This is a genomic window from Burkholderia cepacia ATCC 25416 (genome assembly GCF_001411495.1).
Classification (GTDB): domain Bacteria; phylum Pseudomonadota; class Gammaproteobacteria; order Burkholderiales; family Burkholderiaceae; genus Burkholderia; species Burkholderia cepacia.
Genome location: NZ_CP012981.1, coordinates 2,860,911 through 2,882,919 on the forward strand (window position 1 = coordinate 2,860,911; position 22,009 = coordinate 2,882,919).

At 67.9% G+C, this 22,009-nt stretch carries 24 protein-coding genes and 1 pseudogene; 12 read left to right on the forward strand and 13 right to left on the reverse strand.

Translation table 11 applies throughout. From position 1 onward, the window contains the following. Nucleotides 1-154: 154 nt before the first annotated feature. From APZ15_RS13190 to APZ15_RS13195, 3 genes are all read left to right on the forward strand, one after another. Entirely contained in the window at nt 155-526 is a 372-nt protein-coding gene (locus tag APZ15_RS13190) for a GFA family protein (RefSeq protein ID WP_027787372.1), read from the forward strand. Beyond that, complete coding sequence (locus tag APZ15_RS42520; protein ID WP_255221834.1) at nt 523-651, forward strand: hypothetical protein; 129 nt, start codon at nt 523-525, stop codon at nt 649-651. The genes APZ15_RS13190 and APZ15_RS42520 overlap by 4 nt, the downstream gene beginning before the upstream one ends. 112 nt (nt 652-763) lie before the next feature. After that, nucleotides 764-1,219: a MarR family winged helix-turn-helix transcriptional regulator gene (locus APZ15_RS13195; protein ID WP_027787371.1), complete on the forward strand. Its 456-nt coding sequence runs from the start codon at nt 764-766 to the stop codon at nt 1,217-1,219. A gap of 48 nt (nt 1,220-1,267) precedes the next feature. On the opposite strand, the gene APZ15_RS13200 is transcribed toward APZ15_RS13195, so the two are convergent. Continuing rightward, nucleotides 1,268-1,993 (reverse strand): GNAT family N-acetyltransferase, encoded by a 726-nt coding sequence (locus APZ15_RS13200; RefSeq protein ID WP_027787370.1) that lies wholly within the window; start codon nt 1,991-1,993, stop codon nt 1,268-1,270. Nucleotides 1,994-2,215: 222 nt separating this feature from the next. Here APZ15_RS13200 and APZ15_RS42595 point away from each other — a divergent pair. Next, nucleotides 2,216-2,596 (forward strand): annotated as a pseudogene (locus APZ15_RS42595) (phospholipid methyltransferase); the annotation flags it as partial. A gap of 260 nt (nt 2,597-2,856) precedes the next feature. Here APZ15_RS42595 and APZ15_RS13210 read toward each other — a convergent pair. The 4 genes from APZ15_RS13210 to APZ15_RS13225 form a co-directional block, all read right to left on the reverse strand. Next, nucleotides 2,857-3,186: a DUF4148 domain-containing protein gene (locus APZ15_RS13210; RefSeq protein ID WP_027787369.1), complete on the reverse strand. Its 330-nt coding sequence runs from the start codon at nt 3,184-3,186 to the stop codon at nt 2,857-2,859. Nucleotides 3,187-3,258: 72 nt separating this feature from the next. Continuing rightward, a complete protein-coding gene (locus APZ15_RS13215; RefSeq protein ID WP_027787368.1) occupies nt 3,259-3,585 on the reverse strand; it encodes a DUF4148 domain-containing protein in 327 nt (108 codons plus the stop codon). A gap of 69 nt (nt 3,586-3,654) precedes the next feature. Then, nucleotides 3,655-3,981 (reverse strand): DUF4148 domain-containing protein, encoded by a 327-nt coding sequence (locus APZ15_RS13220; RefSeq protein WP_027787367.1) that lies wholly within the window; start codon nt 3,979-3,981, stop codon nt 3,655-3,657. Nucleotides 3,982-4,051: 70 nt separating this feature from the next. Then, a complete protein-coding gene (locus tag APZ15_RS13225) occupies nt 4,052-4,471 on the reverse strand; it encodes an organic hydroperoxide resistance protein (RefSeq protein ID WP_027787366.1) in 420 nt (139 codons plus the stop codon). A gap of 388 nt (nt 4,472-4,859) precedes the next feature. On the opposite strand from APZ15_RS13225, the gene APZ15_RS13230 reads away from it, so the two are divergent. Then, the gene (locus APZ15_RS13230; protein ID WP_027787365.1) at nt 4,860-6,179 is read left to right on the forward strand and encodes an MFS transporter; all 1,320 of its coding nucleotides are present in this window, start codon (nt 4,860-4,862) and stop codon (nt 6,177-6,179) included. A 57-nt stretch (nt 6,180-6,236) separates the two neighbouring features. Here APZ15_RS13230 and APZ15_RS13235 read toward each other — a convergent pair whose 3' ends face one another. Then, a complete protein-coding gene (locus APZ15_RS13235) occupies nt 6,237-7,124 on the reverse strand; it encodes a LysR family transcriptional regulator (protein ID WP_027787364.1) in 888 nt (295 codons plus the stop codon). 169 nt (nt 7,125-7,293) lie between these two features. On the opposite strand from APZ15_RS13235, the gene APZ15_RS13240 reads away from it, so the two are divergent. Beyond that, nucleotides 7,294-8,481 carry an alpha-hydroxy acid oxidase gene (locus tag APZ15_RS13240; protein WP_370448786.1) on the forward strand — a complete coding sequence of 396 codons (1,188 nt, stop codon included), beginning with the start codon at nt 7,294-7,296 and terminating at the stop codon, nt 8,479-8,481. 42 nt (nt 8,482-8,523) lie between these two features. On the opposite strand, the gene APZ15_RS13245 is transcribed toward APZ15_RS13240, so the two are convergent. Beyond that, the gene (locus APZ15_RS13245; RefSeq protein ID WP_027787361.1) at nt 8,524-8,988 is read right to left on the reverse strand and encodes a RidA family protein; all 465 of its coding nucleotides are present in this window, start codon (nt 8,986-8,988) and stop codon (nt 8,524-8,526) included. Between the two features lie 214 nt (nt 8,989-9,202). Here APZ15_RS13245 and APZ15_RS13250 point away from each other — a divergent pair, with 214 nt between their 5' ends. Further along, nucleotides 9,203-10,168, forward strand: a complete 966-nt coding sequence (locus APZ15_RS13250) for a LysR family transcriptional regulator (RefSeq protein WP_027787360.1) — start codon at nt 9,203-9,205, stop codon at nt 10,166-10,168. A 31-nt stretch (nt 10,169-10,199) separates the two neighbouring features. Here APZ15_RS13250 and APZ15_RS13255 read toward each other — a convergent pair whose 3' ends face one another. From APZ15_RS13255 to APZ15_RS13270, 4 genes are all read right to left on the reverse strand, one after another. Continuing rightward, on the reverse strand, nt 10,200-10,907 hold the full coding sequence (locus APZ15_RS13255) for an SDR family NAD(P)-dependent oxidoreductase (protein WP_027787359.1): 708 nt from the start codon (nt 10,905-10,907) through the stop codon (nt 10,200-10,202). 589 nt (nt 10,908-11,496) lie between these two features. After that, nucleotides 11,497-12,060, reverse strand: coding sequence for a shikimate kinase (locus APZ15_RS13260; RefSeq protein ID WP_049097269.1), 564 nt, complete (start codon nt 12,058-12,060; stop codon nt 11,497-11,499). Further along, nucleotides 12,057-12,704: a hypothetical protein gene (locus tag APZ15_RS13265; protein WP_027787358.1), complete on the reverse strand. Its 648-nt coding sequence runs from the start codon at nt 12,702-12,704 to the stop codon at nt 12,057-12,059. Before APZ15_RS13265 ends, APZ15_RS13260 begins: the two co-directional genes overlap by 4 nt. 28 nt (nt 12,705-12,732) lie before the next feature. Then, nucleotides 12,733-13,143 carry an acyl-CoA thioesterase gene (locus APZ15_RS13270; RefSeq protein ID WP_021159585.1) on the reverse strand — a complete coding sequence of 137 codons (411 nt, stop codon included), beginning with the start codon at nt 13,141-13,143 and terminating at the stop codon, nt 12,733-12,735. 381 nt (nt 13,144-13,524) lie between these two features. On the opposite strand from APZ15_RS13270, the gene APZ15_RS13275 reads away from it, so the two are divergent. After that, on the forward strand, nt 13,525-14,637 hold the full coding sequence (locus APZ15_RS13275; protein WP_063623142.1) for a 3-deoxy-7-phosphoheptulonate synthase: 1,113 nt from the start codon (nt 13,525-13,527) through the stop codon (nt 14,635-14,637). Nucleotides 14,638-14,656: 19 nt separating this feature from the next. Here the strand turns inward: APZ15_RS13275 and APZ15_RS13280 are convergent, their stop codons facing one another. After that, nucleotides 14,657-16,024: a glutamate--cysteine ligase gene (locus APZ15_RS13280; RefSeq protein WP_027787357.1), complete on the reverse strand. Its 1,368-nt coding sequence runs from the start codon at nt 16,022-16,024 to the stop codon at nt 14,657-14,659. A gap of 114 nt (nt 16,025-16,138) precedes the next feature. Then, entirely contained in the window at nt 16,139-16,975 is an 837-nt protein-coding gene (locus tag APZ15_RS13285; protein WP_027787356.1) for an AraC family transcriptional regulator, read from the reverse strand. Nucleotides 16,976-17,129: 154 nt separating this feature from the next. Between APZ15_RS13285 and APZ15_RS13290 the strand changes: the two genes are divergently transcribed. From APZ15_RS13290 to APZ15_RS13305, 4 genes are all read left to right on the forward strand, one after another. Further along, nucleotides 17,130-18,578 carry an efflux transporter outer membrane subunit gene (locus APZ15_RS13290; RefSeq protein ID WP_027787355.1) on the forward strand — a complete coding sequence of 483 codons (1,449 nt, stop codon included), beginning with the start codon at nt 17,130-17,132 and terminating at the stop codon, nt 18,576-18,578. 9 nt (nt 18,579-18,587) lie between these two features. After that, nucleotides 18,588-19,958, forward strand: coding sequence for an HlyD/EmrA/EmrK family protein (locus tag APZ15_RS13295; protein ID WP_027787354.1), 1,371 nt, complete (start codon nt 18,588-18,590; stop codon nt 19,956-19,958). Then, entirely contained in the window at nt 19,955-21,493 is a 1,539-nt protein-coding gene (locus APZ15_RS13300) for a DHA2 family efflux MFS transporter permease subunit (protein WP_027787353.1), read from the forward strand. Before APZ15_RS13295 ends, APZ15_RS13300 begins: the two co-directional genes overlap by 4 nt. A gap of 83 nt (nt 21,494-21,576) precedes the next feature. Then, nucleotides 21,577-21,984 carry a hypothetical protein gene (locus tag APZ15_RS13305; protein WP_021160972.1) on the forward strand — a complete coding sequence of 136 codons (408 nt, stop codon included), beginning with the start codon at nt 21,577-21,579 and terminating at the stop codon, nt 21,982-21,984. The last annotated feature ends 25 nt before the right edge of the window (nt 21,985-22,009 follow it).

Genomic DNA, 22,009 nt, shown 5'->3' on the forward strand with positions numbered 1-22,009 from the left:
GCCGCATGCGCATGCCGGCGATCGGAAAACACAACGCGATTGCCCGCCGCCGATTTGAAACGTCCTGTATCTGCGCGAACCGCGGATACATCGCGATACATCGCAGGTTCGGGCGTCCGCTATAAAGCAGGCATGACCTCTTCTGGAGCGCACGATGTCTGCAACCTGGCTCAAAGGGTCCTGCCATTGCGGGGCCGTCAGATTCGAAGTCCGAGCCGCCGTGACGCCGGCGGTTCGCTGCAACTGCAGCCTGTGCCGCCGGCGCGGCGCGCTGATGAGCCAGATGTTCGCCGCGAGCGAACTGAAGATCGTCGAAGGCGAGGGCGCGCTGACGTGCTACCGCTTCAACACACACACGGCACGCCACTATTTCTGCAGCCATTGTGGCGTCTATCCGTTCCATCAGACCCGCAAGGACCCGGCCTGCTGGCGCGTCAATCTCGGCTGCCTCGACGGTATCGACCCGTATGCGCTCGACGCGACGGTCGCCGACGGCGCGAGCCTTTCGGTCGTGGAGGACGCATGAAACGCTGGCTGATGATCCTGCTGTTTGCGGCAGGCGGAGTCGCGACCGAAATCGCGCATCCAGTGCAATGCACGCTGCTGTCGGCCAGCCGCGTGCAGACCGGCAAGCGCCGCACGCCGCATTGACGGCGCGCGGCGCCCGTTGGTTCATCGAGACCGATTTATCATGCTTCCGATAAGATCGCACGCGATATATAATCCGTCCATCTGCGGCCGTTCGCGTCGCTGGAGGACGTTCATGAAACCGACCGAAGCACCATCCACCGCCGCGCCGAAGCTGTCCGAGTTCCTGTGCTTCGCGATCTACTCGACGAACCTCGCGTTCGGCAAGGCCTACAAGCCGATCCTCGAAGAGCTGGGCCTCACGTACACGCAATACATCACGATCATTGCGCTGTGGGAGCAGGACAACCAGACGGTCGGCCAGCTCGGGGAGAAGCTGTTCCTCGAATCCAATACGCTGACGCCGATCCTGAAGAAGCTCGAGGCAATGGGCTACCTGGAGCGGCATCGCGATCCGTCGGACGAACGCCAGGTGCTCGTCAGCCTGACGAAGAGCGGGCGCCGCGTGCGCGAGAAGGGGCTCGACATGAACCTCGTCGAGGCCACCGGGCTGAAGCCGGACGAATTCGCGAAGATGCAGAAGGCGATCGTCACGCTGCGCGGCAACCTGATCCAGTCGACCGACGAATAACCCCACGGGCTACCAGCGGCCGGCACGTGCATCGTGCCGGCCGCGTCGTCATGCGTGCCCGTCGCCCAGCACCAGCAGGTGCATCTCGCGGCGCACGACAAAACCCAGTGCGAGATAACGCTCGATCGCGACCCGGTTGGACGTGAGGACGTGCAGGAAAGGCGTTTCCGCGCGCGCATCGATGGCCGCGATCAACGACCGGATCAGACGTGCCGCCAGCCCTTGCCGCCGGAACGCGGCATCCACGCACACGGCGCTGATCTCGGTATACCCGTCGACCTGCATCCGCTCGCCGGCCATCGCGGCCAGCCTGCCTTCGTTGCGGATGCCGATATAGCGGCCAAGCTCGAACGTGCGCGGGCCGAACGGGCCGGGCTGCGCGGCCGTGGTCAGCGCGAGCATGTCCGGCACGTCGGCTTCGGTGAGCGTGACGTGGCCCGCTTCAGGTGCCGGGGCGAGCGTCCCTTGCCAGACCATTTGCAACAGGGTCGCGCGCCGGATCGCCGACAAGCCCGCCGGCAATTCGATCTCGTCGGGCATGACGAGTGCCGCCGGCCCGTGTGCGGCGACCAGTGCGCGCAACGCGTCGAACGATGCCGCGCCGGTATCCTCGATCGCGGCAAACGGCGCGATGGCGGCCGGAAACCGCCATGCACGGCCATCGCCGAGCGCAAAGCGGCGCTGCCTGCCGGTCAGCGCGTTCCACACCACATGGTCGAGCGGGTGCGTACTGCCTGTTGCGCCTGTCGCGTTTCCGGTCGTTGCATCGGACATCGGCTGCTCCTCGATTGAAGGTTTCGGTTGCACAGCATAGACCGGGACCGGAGAGGCAGGGCGCGGCGCAACATCGATCGTGTCACCGGTACGGTGCGGGGTGCGCGGCACGTGTTGCCGAAGCCCGGGCCAGCGTTGCCGGCGCGCCGGCTCCGCCCTGACCGGAAACGACAGGATCACCGCCAGCCCGTGCCCTCCGGTACCGGCAGTCACCTCGACGAGATGCCGCTTGTCGCGATGCCGGTCGAACAGGCCGTCGCGATCGTTCACTGCGCGTTCGTGCGCCACCTGGCCGCGGATGGCGTGTTCTACCCGTTCACCTACGTGCCGCGCTGCCCGATCCCGGCGCGCTACCTGGAGGCGATGCACATTCGCGCCATCCGGATCGGCATCGCGTGGATGAACTTTCCGCCCGCCGTCGTGTACCGCTTCGAACGCCGGGTCGATGCAATCGGCCGTCAATGGACTGATGCACCGCCGCAGCGGGATGCGGTTGCGGAAGCAACGATCCTGCACGGCGTCGATATCATCCGGTTGCGCCATACGCCGTCACTCGATTCGAGCGGCGCCGGGCCATCGGCAGACGTGCGTTCATCATCGTGAACGCGCTTGGGAATGGAGTGTTGTTCGGCCTGCCACGAATGCTGTCTCTTCTTGCATGCGCGCGGGTCGCGAGAACCGGCGGCCGCATCGGTGCCGCGCGCGATCGAATCCCGGGCCGACGCAAGTAACGGATGTACATCAACCTGCATCGCTGCTTGCCGCCGAAGGCCGACGAGGAGCGCGTCGTGCTCGCGCGCCCCCGTTCCCCGCACGTCGTACCGCGCCGCCCGGACGGGCGTAACGATTCCGGCGACGCATGCTCAATGGCCGAAGTAGATCGAGCGTTCCGCCATGCGAATCGCGCTGCGGTTTCCCGACTGCGTCGCCCCGACGGCATCGTCGCCGTAACCGGACGCTTGCGACCCGACCGCGACCGCATCGTTGTCGTGAACCCGGCGCAGCGCGGCCTGCAGATTGTCCGGATAGTTCGGGTCGTTGGGGCGGTTCGGCAGGTAGCCGGCCTTTTGCAGTGCGGCCAGTTCCGCACGCACCTGCGCACGCGTCACGGTGCTTTCGCCAGCGTACGTCGGCGCGGCAACGGCGGCCGACACGGCAACAAGAAGGGCGGCGATCAGTGGGGTCTTCATCATTCACCTCGACAAAAAAATGGATTCAGCGGTTGCGCATCGTGCGCCGGCAGCCGGCGCCGTTCGCGGTTTCGTTCAATGACCGAAGTAGATCGAGCGTTCGGCGACGCGTGTCGCGGGCCGCCGGCCCGACTGCGTCGCGGCGACGGTTTCGCTGCCGTAGCCGGATGTCGCCGCATCGGCCACCACGGCGTCGTTCGCGTGAATGCGCGTCAGCGCGGCCTGCAGGTCGACCGGATAGTGCGGATCGTTCGCGCGGCCCGGCTGATAACCGGCCTGTTCCAGCTGGACGAGCTCGGCACGCACCTGCGCGCGGGACACGACGGCTTCATCGGCGAACGCCGGTACGGAGGCGGAGGCAGACACGGCGACGAGAAGGGCGGCGATCAATTGGGTTTTCATCATTTACCTCGACAGAACAGGGATGGAAGGAATTCAGGGTTCGCGTTTCGACGGACGGCGCAAGCACGCTCAATGTCCGAAATACACCGAGCGGTCGGCCACGCTGACTGCATGCCGGCGGCCCGATTGCGTGGCCGCATCGCCGTTGCCGCCGTAGCCGGACGCCTGGTCGTTGCCGGCGACCGCATCGGCCGCCTGGATCCGCGTGAGTGCGGCCTGGAGATCGTCCGGATAGGTTGCGTCGGTCGCGCGATTCAGCGGGTAACCGGCGTGTTGCAGCTGGGCGAGCTCGGCGCGCACCTGCGCACGCGTCACGGTGGTTTCGCTGGAGAACGCCGGTGCGGCAGCAGAGGCCGAAACAGCGACGAGAAGGGCGGCGATCAGTCGGGTATTCATCATTCACCTCTAAAAGAAAGAATTAGAACCGGGCATTCGGTCAGGCGGCGCCAGGCCGCCCGACGTGCGTTCAAGCGATACGGATGTCGACGTCGATGTTGCCGCGCGTCGCCTTCGAATACGGGCAGGTCTGGTGCGCGGCATCGACGATGCGCTGCGCGACGTCGCGATCGAGCCCCGGCACGCTCACGTTCAGCCGGGCCTGCAGGAAGTACGCGTTGCCGGCGGTGCCGAGATCCACTTCGGCGTCGACGGCGAGATCGGCCGGCAACGTCACCTTCGCGGCACGCGCCGCGAGCTGCATCGCGCCGATGAAGCAGGCCGACCAGCCTGCCGCGAACAGTTGCTCGGGATTGGTGCCGGTGCCGGCGCTGCCCGGCGACGACAACTGGATGTCGAGGCGGCCGTCGGAACTGCGTGCCGCACCGTCGCGGCCGCCGGAAGTCGTATGCGTCTTGCCCGTGTACAGCACTTGTTCGATCTTGCTCATCATTTGCTCCGTCAGTTGAGGTTTGTCTCAGATGCGATTCGATCGCATGCGACGCAGTTTGGTCTTGTCGCCCGCCCACGTCAAGCGCATTCGATTAAATCGCATGCGATATTTTGTATTTCAATGTATCCGGAACGCGTAGCGCCTTCCAGGACAAGCCTTTCCGGCGATCGATCCCTGATAACCGGGGAACACGGAACGACGCCGAAACAGACACGGAAGCGGGGAGCTGCCGGTCTGACTTTCCAGAAAGCGAACAGGCTCCTTGTCATTATTTCGCTTTCTACAATGCATTGTCTCTTCTAACCTTGCCACACCCGATCGCAAGCGGCCCGCCCACGGCCGGCACTTGCACGGATCACGAGCACAATCGAAACGGAGACATTACGTGTCGCGCGTCAGCCCTCTTGCAACGGCCACGGATTCCCGGCCGACCGGAACCCTCGCGAACCTCCGATCCATCTTCAGCGGATCGGTAGGCAACCTCATCGAGTATTACGACTGGTACGTGTATTCCGCGTTTTCGCTGTATTTCGCGAAGGCGTTCTTTCCCAACGGCAACCTGACCGTGCAGTTGCTGAACACGGCGGCCATCTTCGCCGTCGGTTTCGTCATGCGCCCGATCGGCGGCTGGCTCGTCGGCCTGTACGCGGATCGCAACGGACGCAAGGCCGCGCTGCTCGTCTCGGTGCTGGCGATGTGCGTCGGCTCGCTGATCATCGGCCTGACCCCCGGTTACGACACGATCGGCCTTGCCGCGCCGGTGCTCCTGGTCTTCGCGCGACTGCTGCAAGGGCTGAGCCTCGGCGGCGAATACGCGAGTTCGGCAACCTACCTGAGCGAGATGGCCGACAAGTCCCGGCGCGGCTTCTATTCGAGCTTCCTGTTCGCGACCCTGTCGCTCGGCCAGTTGCTCGCGATGGGCGTGCTGGTCGTGCTGCAGCAGTTTTTCCTGACCACCGCGCAACTCGAAAGCTGGGGATGGCGCATCCCGTTCCTGCTCGGATCGCTGCTGGCCTGCAGCGCGATCTTCCTGCGCAGCAACATGCAGGAAACGGCATCGTTCGAGCAGCACCGCCGCAGCAAGCGCCGCCACGCGTCGATCGCCGACCTGTTCCACCACAAACGCGAGTGCCTGATCGTGGCCGGCCTGACGCTCGGCGGCACGGTCGCGTTTTATGCCTATACGACGTACATGCAGAAATTCCTCGTCAACAGCGCGGGGATGAGCAAGGCCGACGCATCGATGGTCTCCGTGATCAGCCTGCTGGCATTCGTCGCGATGCAGCCGATCTTCGGCAGCCTGTCCGATCGCGTCGGGCGTCGCCCGCTGCTGATCGCGTTCGGCGTACTCGGCACGCTCTGCACCGTGCCGATCTTCCAGGCGCTCCGCGGCGTTCAGACAACCGGCGCCGCGCTGGCGCTGATCGTCGCCGCGCTGCTGATCGTCAGCCTGTATTCGTCGGTCAGCGCCGTGGCCAAGGCCGAACTGTTTCCGGTCGGCGTGCGCGCACTGGGCGTCGGGTTGCCGTACGCAATCACGGTGTCGCTGTTCGGCGGAACGGCCGAATACGTCGCGCTGTGGATGAAGAGCATCGGACACGAAGCGTGGTTCTTCTACTACGTGTCGGCGTGCGTGCTCGTGTCGCTGCTGTGCTACCTGTGGATGCCCGATCCCAAGCAGGTCTCGCGCATCGACGAAGCGTGACGACGGCACGCTTCTTCGCGATCGCCCGGGCCTGACGCCGGGCGGCAAGTCACGGGTTCAGCGGAAGTCCGCGTAATGCCGCACCAGCGACAGCATCGACGGAATCAGCCCGCGCACGTCGCCGCGGCGCCACTGGAACGCATATTGAAGCGGCGCCAGCGGCGGCTCGCTCGTCAGCTGCACGAGATGGCCGCCCGGCCGCGCGCGAGCCCAGTCGACCGGCAGGAAGCCGATGCCGACGCCTTCGCCCAGCATGCCGGCCACCGCACTCCAGTTGTTGCACTCGATCCTGCGCGCGTGATTGACGCCGCACGCGAGCAGCCAGTCGTCGAGAATACGTGTCACGCCCGAACCGGACGGCAGCAGCACCAGCGCGTGGCTGGCGAGCAGCGCCGGCGTCAGGACGCGCTCGCGGCCGACCAGCGCCTCGGCCGCCATCCACGCGAACCGCGCTTCCGCCACCGGCTGCGACAGCACACTGCTGCGCGACGACCGGCCGGCGATCACCGCGAAATCCAGTTCACCGGCATCGACTTTCTCCTCCAGTGCCGCGCCCACGTCGACATACGGCTCCAGCGCCAGCTTCGGGTGCTGCTTCTGGACCGCCGCCACGAAGCGCGGCAGCCACGTCAGCGCCGACAGTTCGCCGACGCCGAAGCGCAGCCGGCCGCTCAACCCTTCGTCCCTGGCAACCGATTCCTGCAGCGCGGCGACGGACTCGAGCACCCGCACCACGGCCGGCAGCAGCGCCTCGCCGTCGTCGGTCAGCACGGCCCGGTGGCCGCTCCGGTCGAACAGCGTGCGTTCGACGACCTGTTCCAGTTCGTTGATGCGCTTGGACAGCGACGACACCGACAGGTGCAGCCGTTGCGCAGCGGTCGAGAAGTTTGCGCAGGTCGCCGCCCAGTAGAACGCGTCGAGCTGCTTGAGAGTCGGAGTCGCCATTGTCTTTCGCTTTTATCGAACAAATTCATTGGAAGATTATCGCTTTTTAAGCAAGCCGCGCGTACCTAAAATTCCGCCATCGATTCGAAAACAGGCTTCAGACATGACTCCTTCCGCCTCATCCGTTCCCGGAACAAGCCGCCCCCTGGCCGATACGCGCACGCCGCACATGCCGCGCGTGCTGCGAAAGATGCTGTGTCTCCACGATTTCGAAGCCGCGGCACGCCGCGCGCTGCCGCGCCCGATCTTCGGCTACGTCAGCGGCGCCGCGGAAGACAACCGCACGCGCGACGACAATCGTGCCGTGTTCGACGAGTACGGGTTTGCGACGCGCGTGCTGCGCAACGTTTCACAGCGGGAGCAGGGCGTCGAGCTGTTCGGACGACGCTACGCGTCGCCTTTCGGCATCGCGCCGATGGGGATCCATGCGCTGTCGGCCTATCGCGGCGATATCGTGCTGGCGCGTGCCGCACAGCGCGCGGGCATCGCGTCGATCATGAGCGGCTCATCGCTCATTCCACTGGAGGAGGTCGCCGCCGCCGCGCCGGAAACCTGGTTCCAGGCATACCTGCCCGGCGACGCAGGCCGCATCGGCGCGCTGCTCGAACGCGTGGCGCGTGCCGGCTACCGGACGCTCGTGATTACGGTCGACATCCCCGTGTCCGCCAATCGCGAAAACAACGTGCGGACCGGCTTCACCACGCCGCTGCGCCCCGGGCCGCGCCTGTTCTGGGACGGCATCGTGCGCCCGCGCTGGCTCGCCGGCACCTTCGCCCGGACGTTGCTCGCGCACGGCATGCCGCATTTCGAGAACTCCTTTGCCACACGCGGCGCGCCGATCCTGTCGTCCACGGTGCAGCGGGATTTCTCGGCCCGCGACCATCTCGACTGGGGCCACCTGGAACGGATCCGGCAGGAATGGAAGGGCGAGCTGGTGATCAAGGGCATCCTCAGCGTGGACGATGCCGTCATCGCCCGCGACGCCGGCGCCGACGGCATCATCCTGTCGAACCACGGCGGCCGCCAGCTTGACGGCGCGGTCTCGCCGATGCGGATCCTGCCCGACGTGGTTCGGGCGCTGGGCGCGGACTATCCGGTGATGATCGACAGCGGCTTTCGGCGCGGGTCGGACGTGCTGAAGGCGGTCGCGATGGGCGCGCGCATGGTGTTCGTCGGGCGGCCGTTCAATTACGCGGCGGCCGTGGCCGGTGAAGCCGGCGTCATGCACGCGATCGGGCTGCTGCGCGACGAAGTGGACCGGAACATGGCCATGCTGGGCGTCGAACGGTGCAGCGGCCTGACGCCCGACGCGCTGATTCGGAAAGGCGGCGTGCCGGCGTCGCTGACGGCCGTGTAGCGCGGGGGAGGCCGTTTGCGGCCCTGCGGGGCGGCCGAACCGTCACGCAGGATCGATCGCGGCGATCACGACGAGAATCACGGCCGCGTCGGCCGGCAACTGGCGCTGGGAGAACGCCGAGCGCGCGTGTCCCGCCTTGTCGCCCAGCACGGCGGCGAACAGGTCCGACGCGCCGTCGATCACGGCCGGCTGCCCGAAAAAGCCGTCGGCCGAACTGACGTGTCCCTCGACGCGCACGATCTTGCTCAGGCGCTCGAAGCCGCCCAGATGCCGGCGGATCTGCGCGAGCACGTTCAGCGCCGCGAGCCGGGCGGCATGCTTGCCGTCGTCGACGCTCAACTGTTCGCCGACGCGGCCGGTATACGCGACCTTGCCGTCGACGAGCGGCAGTTGTCCCGACACGAACAACAGATTGCCCGCTTCGCTGACGGCCGTATAGCTGCCGAGCGGGTTCGGCGGTTCGGGTAGCGCGAGGCCGAGGTCGGCCAGCTTCTGTTCGACGGTCATGTCATGCTCCTTGCGGGAAAAGGGTCGGGCGGTCGGTACTGCCAGCGAGTCACTGCACTGTAGTCACGCGGCCGAAGCCGGTAAATGTCGGTCGCGCAATTGATTCACGACGCGGTGTAACGAATCGCGCCATGCGCGCCCGCTGGTTTCCCGCACGAGATTCATGCACACTCGTCGCTCCATCGCGCGCCATCCGCCGGAGACCGCAGGAACCATGCAACGACAATTCGACGATCTGCTGCTGGGCAGCATCGAGCTGTTCTGTCTTGCCGCCGAACTCGGCAGCTTCACGCTCGCGGCAAACGCGGCGAGCGTCACGCCGGCCGCGGTCAGCCGGTCGGTGGCGCGGCTCGAGGAGCGTCTCGGCGTGCGGCTGTTCGTGCGCACGACACGTCAGATCCGCCTGACCGATCCCGGCCGCCGCTACTTCGAGCAATGCCGCGACGCGCTGGCGCAACTCGTCGACGCGGAGCGCGAGGCAACCGGCCAGCAGGCCACGCCCGCCGGCCTGCTGCGGATCAGCATGCCGACGCCGTACGGACACTATCGCGTGCTGCCGCTGCTGCCGGCATTTCGCGAGCGGTACCCGGACGTGCGCGTCGAAACCCACCTGAGCAACCGCAACATCGATTTCGCGGAGGAAGGCTACGATCTCGCGATTCGCGGGCGCGCGCCGGCCGATTCGAACCTGGTCGCGCGCAAGCTGGAGGACGCCGAACTCGTGGTCGTCGCGACGCCCGGCTACCTGAAGCGCGCGGGCATGCCGGCCGCCATCGACGACCTGCATGCGCACGAATGCATCCAGTTCGAGCTGCCGAGCAGCGGGCGGCCGATTCCCTGGCTGTTCAACGATGGATCGGAGGAAGTCGACGTCGCGACGACCGGCAGCTACGGTACGTCGGGCGACGTCCTCGCCGGTGTGACGCTCGCGCGCGGCGGTGCGGGCCTGTTCCAGACCTACCGCTTCATCGTCGAGCAGGATCTGCGCGCCGGCACGCTCGTGGAAGTGCTGCCCGGCCTCGGCGGCCGGTCGCGGCCCTTCATGCTGCTGTATCCGCATGCGCGCTTCCTGTCGTCGCGCGTGCGCGTGTTCGTCGATTTTCTCGTCGAGCAGCTGGCGCGCGAGCCGGCCAGGCGGCCGGCCGGGACACGCGCCAGGCGGCCCGGCGCATCGCGATAGACGCGCCGGCTCGCGGTTTCGACGCCGCGACTCAATGCCCGGCGCTCTGGCCGCCGTCGACGTGCAGGATCTCGCCCGTGACGAACGGTGCCGAGTCCAGGTACAGGATCGCGTCGACGATGTCGCTCATCTCGCCCATGCGGCCGACCGGATGCAGCGACGCAAGCGTCGCATGCGTGTCGGGCGCATGCATCGGCGACTTGATGATGCCGGGCGACACCGCATTCACGCGAATGCCGGCCTTCGCATACTCGATCGCGAGCGACTTCGTCGCCGCATTCAATCCGCCCTTCGTCAGCGATGCGAGCACCGACGGCACGTTGCTGTTCGCATGATCGACCAGGCTCGTCGTGATGCTGACAACGTGGCCGCCGCCATGTTTCTGCATCGCGGCGATCGCATGCTGCGTGACGTGGAAGAAACCGCTCAGGTTGACGCTCGTGATCTGCGCATAGTCGTCCGCGGTGTACTGCGTGAACGGCTTCGCGATGAACACGCCTGCGTTGTTGACGAGCGTGTCGACGCGGCCGAAGTGCTCGATGGCCGCGTTGACCACGCGCCGCGCGACGGCCGGATCGCCGATGTCACCCGCGACGGTAACGAGATCCGGATCGTTTGACGGGCCGATCGAACGTGACGTCGCGACGACGCGATGGCCGCGAGCCCGGAATGCGTTGACCGTTTCCGCGCCGATGCCTTGCGATGCGCCGGTGACGATGACGACCTTGGATGCGCTCATGATTTGCCTCGATAGGTGATGGGTTCCCGGCTTCAGTGCCGAACGGATCGATGAATCCGATGGGCTCACTGTAGACACGCCGGTCACGATCTCGAACACCCACCGTGGCGCAACAGTCTTGCGTCTCGGGAACAAATGCGGCGGAGGGTAGTTGTCGCCCGTTGGCGCGAGGCGCAGTCGTCGACGAACTCCGCACGCGCAGCGGGACCCGCGAAGCTCGCCGGAGACGATGCGCCAATTCGTGAAGGCAGGCGGCCGCCATTCATTCCCGAGGTACTCCGGAAAGCGGACGAAACGACGCGTATCGGCGGCATGCCGACGCACATCCGGCCGTGCCGCGGAAATTGCGTTCCGATCGAAGCGCCGGCCAGGAAATCCGGCATGAAACAGCCCACGTTCCAGCGCCGCCTTCCTAGCGCTTTTCCGTTCCCTCCCACATCATCGAGATAACTTTTCTTATCACAACAACACGATTGAAAATCCAAACTCGCCGTTTCGAAAACGCGTCGGATACTCAAAGCTCGCGCCACGCCCATGCGTCCCGCCATCGCTTCGGGGGCAGGGAAGCGAACGTCCGCCGCACGCACCGTCAATCCGGCGCATCGATCCGCGCCAGCAGCACCGTCAACACGTCGGCCGTCGCGCACGCGACGTCCTGCGCCGTCGTATCGACGAGCGCGTGTGCGCATTCGCGATACAGCGGGTCGCGCATCCGGTACAGCGCGGCGAGGGTTTGCCGCGGGTCGGCCACCTGCAGCAGCGGCCGCCGCGTGTCATCGCGCGTGCGGCGCCACAGCGCATCGGGGTCCGCATGCAGGTAGATCACGCAGCCGCGCTCGCTCAGGCGCGCGCGGCTGCGCGGATTCAGCACCGCGCCCCCGCCGGTCGCCACGACGACGTTCGGGCGCTGCGTCAGTTCGTCGACGATTTGCGTTTCGAGCAGACGAAAGCCGCCTTCGCCGACCCTGTCGAACAGCTCGGCGACCGAGCGGCCGGTGCGCCGCGCGATCTCGTCATCGCTGTCGGCGAACGTCCAGCCGAGCGATGCCGCGAGCGCGCGGCCGAGCGTCGATTTGCCCGCACCCATCATGCCGACCAGGAACGCGCGGTCGGGCAGGGCACGCGCGTCGACCGCCGTGGCGACGGCGCTCATAACCGTCGCGCAAGCGGCCAGCCGGCCCGCGTCGCCGCGCAGATCCGCCGCGCGCGTACCGCGTCCGACAACGTGTCCAGCGCCGCGTCGGTGGCTGCGTCGTCGGCGTCGAGCAGCGCGCCGAGCACTTGCCCGTCCGGATCGCCGGCCGCGATGTGCTCGGCCGCATCCGCCGCGATCGTTTGCGGCGTGCGTTCGGGCGCGTCGTCGCGTTCCGGCCGCCGCCACCCGTTGCGCAAGTCGCGCCGTCGCACGACCAGGCCGCAGAACAGCCCACCGCCCGGCACGGCTGCATCGTCGCGCGGCTGCGCCGTGTCGCCGGGCGTCGCGCACTGCGTGACCCAGCTCGCGAACTCGAGCAGCGACGCGTCGTGAGCGAGCGTCGCCGCGTCGAGCGCGACGGTCACGCCGGCATCCCGCAACCGCCCGAGCAGCGGGCGCACGCCGTCGTGCGCGCCACCGCACGGCTGCAGCAGCACCTCGAGTTCGTCCTCGTGACGGCTGACGAGCGAACGATGCCGCTCGAGCGCGGCCGGCTCGAGCAACGCCTGCGCCGCATGCCGGACGATGACGATCGCACGGTCGTCGCGGCGCTCGACGATCGCACCGATCCGGCGCCGGGCGCGCGCCACCGCGGCGCTCACGTGTCGCTCCCGAAATGGCGCGCGCGCATCACAGCGAACCCTGGAATTCGAGCACGCGCGCCTTGAACTCGTCGGGCACGGCCTGCGTCGTGTTGTTCGCGTAATCGAACATCACGTGCGTCGACATGCCGCGCGCGACGATGGTCTGGTCGTCGCGTTCCATCAGGTGTTCGAGATCGAAGCTCTTGCTGCCGAAACGCACGATGCTCGACCGGATCGTCAGGTTGTCGCCGAATTGCGCCGGTGCGAGGTACTCGCACTGCGTCTTCACCATGATGTGCGGCAGCTTCTCGCTCCGCGGCAGGCCGAGGAGATCGAACATGTAGCAGAGGTAGGAATGCTGCAGATAGTCGTAATAGACGGGACTGCTCACATGCCCCATCGAATCGGTATCGCGATACTTGACGTGAATCGGCGTTTCGTAATGACGTTTCGACATGGTGATTCTCCGCAATAACTGGGTTGATTTATATATATGAACCTGATTGGCCTGTCAGGAATCTGAAAATTAATTGAACGCCTATCGCGACGCCACTATCAGAACGAATAGCAACCCGCTTCGAAAGGCTGAACAATCGGCAGCCGTGCGTCATAAAATGCTCCAGAATCCAGAATAAAAAATCGCATTCCCGGCCCGGAGCGCGTCTCGAAATCAGGCAAACCCAATGCCTCAATTTCCGGTCGCCTTGCTTATTTCTGTCATTCATAAGGTTATGAATTAGAAACTGGCAACTATGTTAGTTGCGCACCAAAAGCGCCATTCAATACAGTCGCGCTGTAGTAAAAAATCCCCCGAATTATCGACAGGAGGGCAGTCCCCATGCATGCGAATACCTGGACGACGAACCGTGACGCCGAGCTGCACCTGCCGTCCCCCGCGGATCTGGCCGGCGCGCTGCAGCCTGCGTTGCGCGCGTCGCGCACGGTTCATCTGGCTCGCCACGCGATCGTCGACGTGTTGAACGGCGCGGACGACCGTCTCGTGGTCATCGCCGGCCCGTGCTCGGTGCACGACCCGGCCGCGGCGCGCGACTATGCGGCACGGCTCGCGCTGCAACGCGCGCGCTTCGCGGACGAGCTGGAAATCGTGATGCGCGTGTACTTCGAGAAGCCGCGCACGACGGTCGGCTGGAAGGGGCTCATCAACGACCCGCTGCTGGACGGCAGCGAACGGATCGACACGGGGCTGCATACGGCCCGCGCGCTGCTGTGCGACATCAACGGCGCGGAGATGCCGGCGGCGACCGAGTTTCTCGATCCGCTGTCGCCGCGCTACCTGGCCGACCTGGTCGCATGGGGGGCGATCGGCGCCCGCACCGTGGAATCGCAGGTGCATCGCGAGCTGGCGTCGTCGCTGCCGATCCCGATCGGTTTCAAGAACGGCACCGACGGCAATGTCCAGGTGGCCGTCGATGCGATGTGCGCGGCCGCGCGCGCGCATCGCTTCCTGTCGGTCGACACGGGCGGCCGGCTATGCGCGGCGGCCTCGCCCGGCAATCCGCATACGCACGTCGTGCTGCGCGGCGGGCGCGAGCCGAATTTCGATGCAGCCGCGGTGAATGCCGCATGCGAACGCATGGCGGCCGCGCGCTGCGCGCCGCGCGTGATGATCGACGTCAGCCACGGCAACAGCCGCCGCCAGTTCCGCAATCAGTTGAGCGTCGGCACGGCCGTCGCCGCGCAGGTCGCGGCCGGCGATACGCGCATCGTCGGCGTGCTGGTCGAGTCGAACCTGATCGAAGGGCGCCAGGATCTCGTGCCCGGCGTGCCGCTGCGCTACGGGCAGAGCATCACCGACGCGTGCCTCTCGTTCGCCGATACCACGCAGCTCCTCGAAACGCTCGCGCACGCGGTTCGTGCGCGCCGGCGCGGCCATGCGCCGGCGCCGGACGTCGAGTTCGCGCACGAGCCGCTCCTCGCGTGCTGCGCATGAGCGGCCCCGCGCGACGCGGTCAGATTTCGGCTTCGTCGTAGATCCGCGTCGCGTCGCCGGCCCACGCGTCGCGATAGCGGGCAAGCCAGTGCTCGGCCTGGGTCGGCGCACCGGCGACGATCTCGTCGAGCGGCGCGAGATACACGGATTCGTCGCGGCCGGCTGCATCCCTGCGCGCCCGCGCGCGCAGGCCGCGATGCGCGATCGCGAGTGCATCGGCGGCAAACGCGCGCAACGGCCGGCCGTCGACCGACGCGCCGAGCCCGAAACGCGGTACGTCGCGCCGCAGGGTCAGCAGCGTGCCGCGGTCGATCGCGGCGGCCAGCGTCTCGGCCTCCGACAGCGCGGTCGGATCGTACAGCAGGCCGGTCCAGAATGCCGACAGCGCGACCATCATGGCGGGCGAACCCGCATCGGCGCCGCGCATCTCGAGGTAGCGCTTGAGCCGCACTTCGGTGAAGACCGTCGTCAGGTGGTCGGCGAAGTCGCCGAGGGTCGGCGTCTCGCCCTCGAGATGCGGAATGCGGCGTCGCATGAAATCGCGGAACGTCCATCCGGTCGCGTCCGCGTAGCGGTCGCCGCGCCGCACGAAATACATCGGCACGTTGTCGAGCAGCCAGCTCACGTAGCGCTCGAAACCGAAGCTGCGCGACAGGAACAGCGCCGGCGCCCCGCAGCGATCCTCGTCGGTGTCGAGCCACGTGTGCGCGCGCGTCGACAGCAGGCCGGTCGGCCTGCCTTCGGCGAACGGCGAGTTCGCGAACAGCGCGGTCGCAACGGGCTGCAACGCCAGCGACACGCGCATCTTGCGCGCCATGTCGCTTTCCGATGCGAAATCGAGGTTGACCTGCACGGTGCAGGTGCGCTGCATCATGTCGAGCCCGCGCGTTCCGACGCGCGGCATGTAGCGCTGCATGATCCCGTAACGCTGCTTCGGCATCCACGGCAGTGCCGCGCGCGCAAGGTGAGGGTGAAACCCCAGCGGCGCGCAGCGCAGGCCGAGCGGTTCGCACGCGCCGCGCACCGCGGCGAGATGCGCATGCAGCTCGGCATGCGTATCGTGCAGCGTTTCGAGCGGCGCCCCCGACAGTTCGAGCTGGCCGGCAGGCTCGAGCGAGATCGCGGCGCCGTCGCGCTGGATCACGCCGACGATCCGCCCGGCATCGACGATCGGCGCGCCGTCGCCTTGCAGCCCCGCGAGCACCGCGGCGATGCCCGACGGCCCGTCGTAAGGCGCGGCTGCGTGCGTCGCACGCGCGACGACGAACTTCTCGTGCTCGGTCCCGATCCGGAACTGCACGGCCGGCTTGCAGCCGGCGGCCAGATGATCGGCGAGCTGCTGCTCGGAGACGATCGGCGTGTGGTCCGACCCAACGGCATTCGACATCGACACCCTCCACAAGTCACATTGAGCGACCGACCGGCCGGTCGCACGGCGACTATAGCGACGTCGATGCGGGTGCTGTACTGGCAGGGGTGATAGGGGCAGGGCCGTATCGCGCTACGGCTGCCTGCGCTTCGCGAAGTAATGGGCGGGCGAATCGCCGAACGCGCGGCGGAACATCGCGATGAAGTTGCTCGGCGTCGCATAGCCCAGCGCGTCGGCAATGTTGGCGACGCTGTCGCCGCTCGCGAGACGTTCGAGCGCATGCGTGAGGCGCGCCTGCTGGCGCCATTGCGCGAAGCTCGTGCCGGTTTCGGCGACGAACAGCCGGCTCAGCGTGCGGGCGGACAGCCCGGCCCATTCGGCCCACGCTTCGAGCGTGCGGCTGTCGTGCGGCTGCCCGAGGATCGCGTTGGCGATGCGCAGCAGCCGCCGGTCGCGCGGCATCGGCAGGTGCAGCGGCTCGTGCGGCGCGCGGCGCATCTCGTCGAGCAGCACGACGCTGATGCGTGCCTGCTCGACGTCGAGCCTGTCCTGGTCCGCCCACGACACCGCGCGCCGCACGAGCGCGCGCATCAACTCGGTGATCGCGATCACGCATGGCTGCCCCGGCATCCGCCGGCTTGCGGCCGGTGCGATCACGACGCTCCAGCCGCTCAACGCGCCGCTGATGCTGACCTTGTGCTGCTCGCCGGGCGGAATCCAGCCCGCGCGATGCGGCGGCAACAGCCATGAACCGTGCGGCGTGCGCACGTGCGCGAAACCGCTTTCCACGCAGAACACCTGCCCGCGCAGATGGCTGTGCCAGTCGACCTCGCGGGTGCCGAGCCGGTACGTGTTGCTGCCGTCGTCCTCCCCCCAGACGGCGATCAGTGACGGGCCGTCCTCGCGTTCGCTCGGATCGGAATTGGCGCGCTGCACGGTGCGCGGTGGAGAAGTGTCTCGGATGGGCATGGCCGGAATTCATTATTTTTTGTCTAAACGACATTATCAGCTTTGCCCGGGGGCGTCCAACAATGCGTGTCGTGTTCAAACCGATACGAAGCAGAGGAATGCGATGCATGCAGCACTTGCTCCCTGGACACGCGATGCCGGCGCACTGCGCGTCATGTCGCGAATCGCCGCCGCCGCCGCGCTCGTCGTGCTCGGTGCGTGCGCGAGCCGCGACGGGCTCGCACCCGCAGGCACGCTGCGCGGCGCCGATACGCTCGCCGCATCGCGCAGCCTCGCGCATGTGCCCGCCGCCGACTGGCCGGCCGCCGACTGGTGGCGCGCGCTGAACGATGCGCAACTGAGCGCGCTGATCGACGAGGCGCTCGCCGGCAACCCCGATCTCGCGACCGCCGATGCGCGCGCACGCGAAGCGCAGGCGCTGGTGATCGAAGCGCGGGCCGCGCGGCTGCCGCATCTCGACGGCCGCGCGAGCGCAAAGGCCGAGCGGCTGTCCGGTACCCAGTTTTCGTCGGGCGAGGGCGGCGGCTTCTTCAGCCACACGCGCGAGGTCAATCTCGGCCTGAGCTGGGATCTCGATCTGTGGGGCGGGCGCCGTGCCGCGTGGGAAGCCGCGCTCGGCGAAGCGCGCGCCGCGCAAATCGATGCGCAGGCCGCACGCGTGCTGCTGTCGGTCAACGTTGCGCGTGCCTACGTGAATCTCGCGTATGCGTTCGATCAGCAGGACGTCGCGCGGGCCGAATACGCGCGCGCCGACGAAGCGCTCACGCTCACGCGCCAGCGCGTCACGAAAGGCATCGACAACGTCGCGCAACAGCGCCAGGCGGAAAGCGAAGTCGCGGCCGCGACGCGCGAGCAGGCACGCACGGCCCAGGCGATCGACAGTGCGCGCATCGCGCTCGCGATCCTGCTCGGTGCCGGCCCCGACCGCGGCCTCGCGCTCGTGCGGCCCGCGCCGCTGCCGACCGCCGCGCTCGCGGTGCCGGCCGACCTCCCGGCCGCGCTGCTCGGCCGGCGCGCCGACCTCGTCGCCGCGCGCTGGCGGGTCGAGGCGGCCAGCCACAACGTCGCGGCCGCCCGTGCGGATTTCCTGCCCAACGTCAGTCTCACCGCGCTGATCGGGCTCGCGACGCGCGGGGGCGCATCGCTGTTCCAGGCCGCGTCGCGCACCTATAACGCCAGCCCGGCCGTGAGCCTGCCGATCTTCGACGGCGGCGAGCGGCGCGGCGTGCTGCGCAGGCGTGACGCGCAATACGACCTCGCGGTCGCCGGTTACAACAAGACGCTGATCGGTGCGATCGGCGAGGTGGCCGACGATCTGCACCGGCTGGATTCGCTCGCCGTGCAGACCGATGCGCAGCAGCGTGCGTTCGACTCCGCCACCGATGCGTGGCGGCTCGCGGACGCGCGCTACCGGGCCGGCGTCGGCAGCTACCTCGACGCGCTCGTCGTGCGCCAGCAACTGCTGGTCGCGAGCCGCGAGGTCGCCGCGCTGCGCGCGCAGCGCGCGGACCAGTCGCTGCAGCTCGTCGCCGCGCTCGGCGGCGGCTTTCGCGCCGAGCCGGACGACGTCGCGCTCGCCGCCACTCCTTCCCAACGTCCTTGATATCGAACCATGAGCAGCGACAACTCCCTGCAGACTCCCGCGCGGCCGGCCGCCGCCGATTCCGCCAGCGCCCGCCAGCAGCCGGCGGCCGACCACACCGGCGCACCCCGCGCGCCGGGCGGGCCGGACACCCGCACGCCACCGGCACCCGGCGGTGCCGCACCCGCGACGCCGCCGGCACCGCCGGCACGGCGCAAGCATCTGGTGCGCGCGCTCGTCGCCGTGTTCGCGCTGGGCATCCTCGGCTGGGGCATCTGGTACGTGATCGTCGGACGCTGGTACGAATCCACCGACAACGCATACGCGCAAGGCAACGTCGTCGAGCTGACGCCGCAGGTGACGGGCACCGTCGTGTCGATCGACGCGGACGACGGCAACCTCGTCCGCGCCGGCACGCCGCTCGTACGCCTCGACCCGAGCGACGCGCAGATCGCGCTCGCGACCGCGCAGGCCGATCTCGCGGCAACGGTGCGCAAGGTGCGCGGCCTGTACAGCAACGAACGCGGGCTGGCGAACAGCATCGACGGCGCACGCGCCGAACTCGACTCGCGACGCACCGCGCTCGACAAGGCGAAGGCCGACTACAGCCGTCGCGAGGATCTCGGCCGCTCCGGCGCGATTTCACGCGAGGAACTCGCGCATGCACGCGACACGCTGACCTCCGCGCAAAGCGCGTACGCGGCCGCGCAAAGCGCGCTCGCCACGTTGAGCGAGCAGCACCAGACGAGCAAGGCGTTGATCGACGACACCGCGGTCGCGTCGCACCCCGACGTGCAGGCCGCGGCCGAACGGCTGCGCGCCGCGTACCTCGCGCATGCACGCACCGACATCGTCACGCCCGTCACCGGTTATGTCGCGAAGCGCACGGTGCAGGTCGGGCAGCGCGTGTCGCCCGGCGTGCCGCTGCTGGCGGTGGTGCCGCTGCGCGAGCTGTGGGTCGATGCGAACTTCACCGAGAAGCAGCTCGAGCACATGCGCATCGGGCAGCCGGTCGAACTGACCGCCGACCTGTACGGCGACGCGGTGCGTTATACCGGCCGCGTGCAAAGCCTCGGCGTCGGCACCGGCAGCGCGTTTTCGCTGCTGCCGGCGCAGAACGCGACCGGCAACTGGATCAAGATCGTGCAGCGGCTGCCGGTGCGCATCGAGCTGACGGAACCGGCCCAGCTCGACGCGCATCCGCTGCGCATCGGCCTGTCGATGCACGCACGCGTCGACCAGCACGACCGCAGCGGCGCGATGCTGTCGCGTCGCGAGCAGCGCGCACCGGTCTTCCGCACCGACGTGTACCGCGACGAGCTGGCCCGCGCCGACAGCCTGATCGCCGACGTCATCCATGCGAACCTGCCGTCGGCAGCGCGCGCGGAGACGGTGCGATGAGCGGCCCGATGGCGGCCGCCGACAGCGGTTTTCGACCGTCGAGCGTCGGGCTCACGACCTTCGGCCTCGCGCTCGCGGTCTTCATGCAGGTGCTGGACGGCACCGTCGCCAACGTGTCGCTGCCGACGATCGCCGGCAACTTCGGCGTGAGCACGACGCAGAGCGCGTGGGTCGTCACGACGTTCTCGGTCAGCAACGCGATCGCGCTGCCGCTGACCGGGTTTCTCGTCAAGCGCGTCGGGCAGGTGCGGCTGTTCGTGTGGGCGACGCTCGCGTTCACGTTCGCGTCGCTCCTGTGCGGCCTCGCGCAAAACCTGCCGCAGCTCGTTGCGTTCCGCGCGCTGCAGGGCCTGGTGGCCGGGCCGATGATCCCGACCACGCAGGCGCTGATGCTGTCGATCTACCCGCCGCAGCGGCGCGGTTTCGCGCTGTCGATGATCGCGATGGTCACGGTCGTCGCGCCGATCGCGGGGCCCGTGTTCGGCGGCTGGGTCACCGAGCATTACTCGTGGCGCTGGGCGTTCCTGATCAACCTGCCGATCGGCGTGTTCGCCGCGATGTGCGTGTTCGCGCAGATGCGCGCTCGCGTCGAGGCGACCGTTGCCGCGCGCGTCGACTATGTGGGCCTCGCCGCGCTGATCGTCGGCGTCGGCGCGCTGCAGATCGTGCTCGACAAGGGCAACGAAGCCGACTGGTTCAACTCGACGTTCATCGTCGTGATGTCGGTGGTCGCCGCGTTCGGCATCGCGCTGTTCCTGATCTGGGAGCTCAACGAGCCGAACCCGATCGTGAACCTGCGGCTCTTCGCGCATCGCAACTTCGCGGCCGGCACGCTGACGCTCGTGCTCGCGTATTCGGCGTTCTTCGCGGTCAACGTGATCGTGCCGCAGTGGCTGCAGCGCACGCTCGGCTACACCTCGTTCTGGGCCGGGCTCGCCGTCGCGCCGATGGGCGTGATCCCGGTGCTGATGACGCCGTTCATGGGCAAGTACGCGCCGCGCTTCAACATGCGCGTGCTCGTGTGCTGCGCGTTCGCGATCCTCGGCACGTCGTCGTTCCTGCGCGCGGGTTTCGTGCCCGACATCGACTTCACGCACATCGCGCTGATCCAGCTGCTGCAGGGCCTCGGCCTCGCACTGTTCATCATGCCGATCAACAGCATCCTGCTGTCCGACCTGAAGCCGGACGAGATCGCCGCCGGCTCCGGCCTGTCGACGTTCCTGCGCACGCTCGGCGCGAGCTTCGCGGTGTCGATCACGTCGTTCCTGTGGGACCGGCGCGCGATCCTGCACCACGCGCAGCTCAGCGAGCACGTGAGCGCGTTCGACCCCGCCGTACGCGCCGAAGTCGCGCGGCTCGGCGGCGGCGATCCGCAGCGCGCGGCGACGCTGCTGGGCAACCTGGTCGATGCGCAGGCGTACCAGATCTCGTTCAACGACGTTTCGTTCGCGCTCGGCTGCGTGTATCTCGCCGTGATCGCGGTGGTCTGGCTCGCCCGTCCGCCGTTCGGCCCCGGCGCCGCCGCGAAACGATGAAGCGGGCGCTGCGCGGCCCGTTCCGACCCATGCTGTTCAATTCGATGGAGGTTGACCCGATGCCCACCCACCACGCTGGTGCCATGCCCCCCGACCTGGCGACGCTCGCCGTGTTCGACGTCGCGGAATTTCCGTTCGTCGTCGTGCGCAACGACGCGATCGCATCCGCCGGCTACGCACAGCGCTGGCTCGACGACATGCACGCGCTGATGCGGCACGGCGAGCCGTTTGTCATGATCTTTCCGCCGGCCCGCCCGGATGAAGCGCACGACGACCGCAAGGAACGCGGCATGTGGCTCAAGCAGAACCGCGCCGCGCTCGCCGCGGTCTGCCGTGCGCTCATCACGATCGAACCGGACCCGGCCGAGCGTGAAGCGGCCATCGCGAACGCATCCGGCATCGAAAAGGCGTTCGGCATTCCGTTCGACGTGACGGCGTCGCTCGACGACGCGAGGCAGGCAGGCCGGCGACGTCTGGCCGAGGCGGTCTAGCGCGGCCCGTTCGCGCGCAACGTCT

Bases quoted from the DNA above. Each gene is read 5' to 3' on its own strand.
- APZ15_RS13240 (WP_370448786.1), top strand. From the start codon at position 7,294: ATGCCGCGCGTGCTGCGAAAGATGCTGTGTCTCCACGATTTCGAAGCC.
- APZ15_RS13195 (WP_027787371.1), top strand. From the start codon at position 764: ATGAAACCGACCGAAGCACCATCCACCGCCGCGCCGAAGCTGTCCGAG.
- APZ15_RS13225 (WP_027787366.1), bottom strand. From the start codon at position 4,471: ATGAGCAAGATCGAACAAGTGCTGTACACGGGCAAGACGCATACGACT.
- APZ15_RS13285 (WP_027787356.1), bottom strand. From the start codon at position 16,975: ATGCCCATCCGAGACACTTCTCCACCGCGCACCGTGCAGCGCGCCAAT.
- APZ15_RS13220 (WP_027787367.1), bottom strand. From the start codon at position 3,981: ATGAATACCCGACTGATCGCCGCCCTTCTCGTCGCTGTTTCGGCCTCT.
- APZ15_RS13215 (WP_027787368.1), bottom strand. From the start codon at position 3,585: ATGAAAACCCAATTGATCGCCGCCCTTCTCGTCGCCGTGTCTGCCTCC.
- APZ15_RS13275 (WP_063623142.1), top strand. From the start codon at position 13,525: ATGCATGCGAATACCTGGACGACGAACCGTGACGCCGAGCTGCACCTG.
- APZ15_RS13190 (WP_027787372.1), top strand. From the start codon at position 155: ATGTCTGCAACCTGGCTCAAAGGGTCCTGCCATTGCGGGGCCGTCAGA.
- APZ15_RS13300 (WP_027787353.1), top strand. From the start codon at position 19,955: ATGAGCGGCCCGATGGCGGCCGCCGACAGCGGTTTTCGACCGTCGAGC.
- APZ15_RS13255 (WP_027787359.1), bottom strand. From the start codon at position 10,907: ATGAGCGCATCCAAGGTCGTCATCGTCACCGGCGCATCGCAAGGCATC.
- APZ15_RS13260 (WP_049097269.1), bottom strand. From the start codon at position 12,060: ATGAGCGCCGTCGCCACGGCGGTCGACGCGCGTGCCCTGCCCGACCGC.
- APZ15_RS42520 (WP_255221834.1), top strand. From the start codon at position 523: ATGAAACGCTGGCTGATGATCCTGCTGTTTGCGGCAGGCGGAGTCGCG.
- APZ15_RS13290 (WP_027787355.1), top strand. From the start codon at position 17,130: ATGTCGCGAATCGCCGCCGCCGCCGCGCTCGTCGTGCTCGGTGCGTGC.
- APZ15_RS13250 (WP_027787360.1), top strand. From the start codon at position 9,203: ATGCAACGACAATTCGACGATCTGCTGCTGGGCAGCATCGAGCTGTTC.
- APZ15_RS13305 (WP_021160972.1), top strand. From the start codon at position 21,577: ATGCCCCCCGACCTGGCGACGCTCGCCGTGTTCGACGTCGCGGAATTT.
- APZ15_RS13210 (WP_027787369.1), bottom strand. From the start codon at position 3,186: ATGATGAAGACCCCACTGATCGCCGCCCTTCTTGTTGCCGTGTCGGCC.
- APZ15_RS13200 (WP_027787370.1), bottom strand. From the start codon at position 1,993: ATGTCCGATGCAACGACCGGAAACGCGACAGGCGCAACAGGCAGTACG.
- APZ15_RS13280 (WP_027787357.1), bottom strand. From the start codon at position 16,024: ATGTCGAATGCCGTTGGGTCGGACCACACGCCGATCGTCTCCGAGCAG.
- APZ15_RS13295 (WP_027787354.1), top strand. From the start codon at position 18,588: ATGAGCAGCGACAACTCCCTGCAGACTCCCGCGCGGCCGGCCGCCGCC.
- APZ15_RS13270 (WP_021159585.1), bottom strand. From the start codon at position 13,143: ATGTCGAAACGTCATTACGAAACGCCGATTCACGTCAAGTATCGCGAT.
- APZ15_RS13235 (WP_027787364.1), bottom strand. From the start codon at position 7,124: ATGGCGACTCCGACTCTCAAGCAGCTCGACGCGTTCTACTGGGCGGCG.
- APZ15_RS13245 (WP_027787361.1), bottom strand. From the start codon at position 8,988: ATGACCGTCGAACAGAAGCTGGCCGACCTCGGCCTCGCGCTACCCGAA.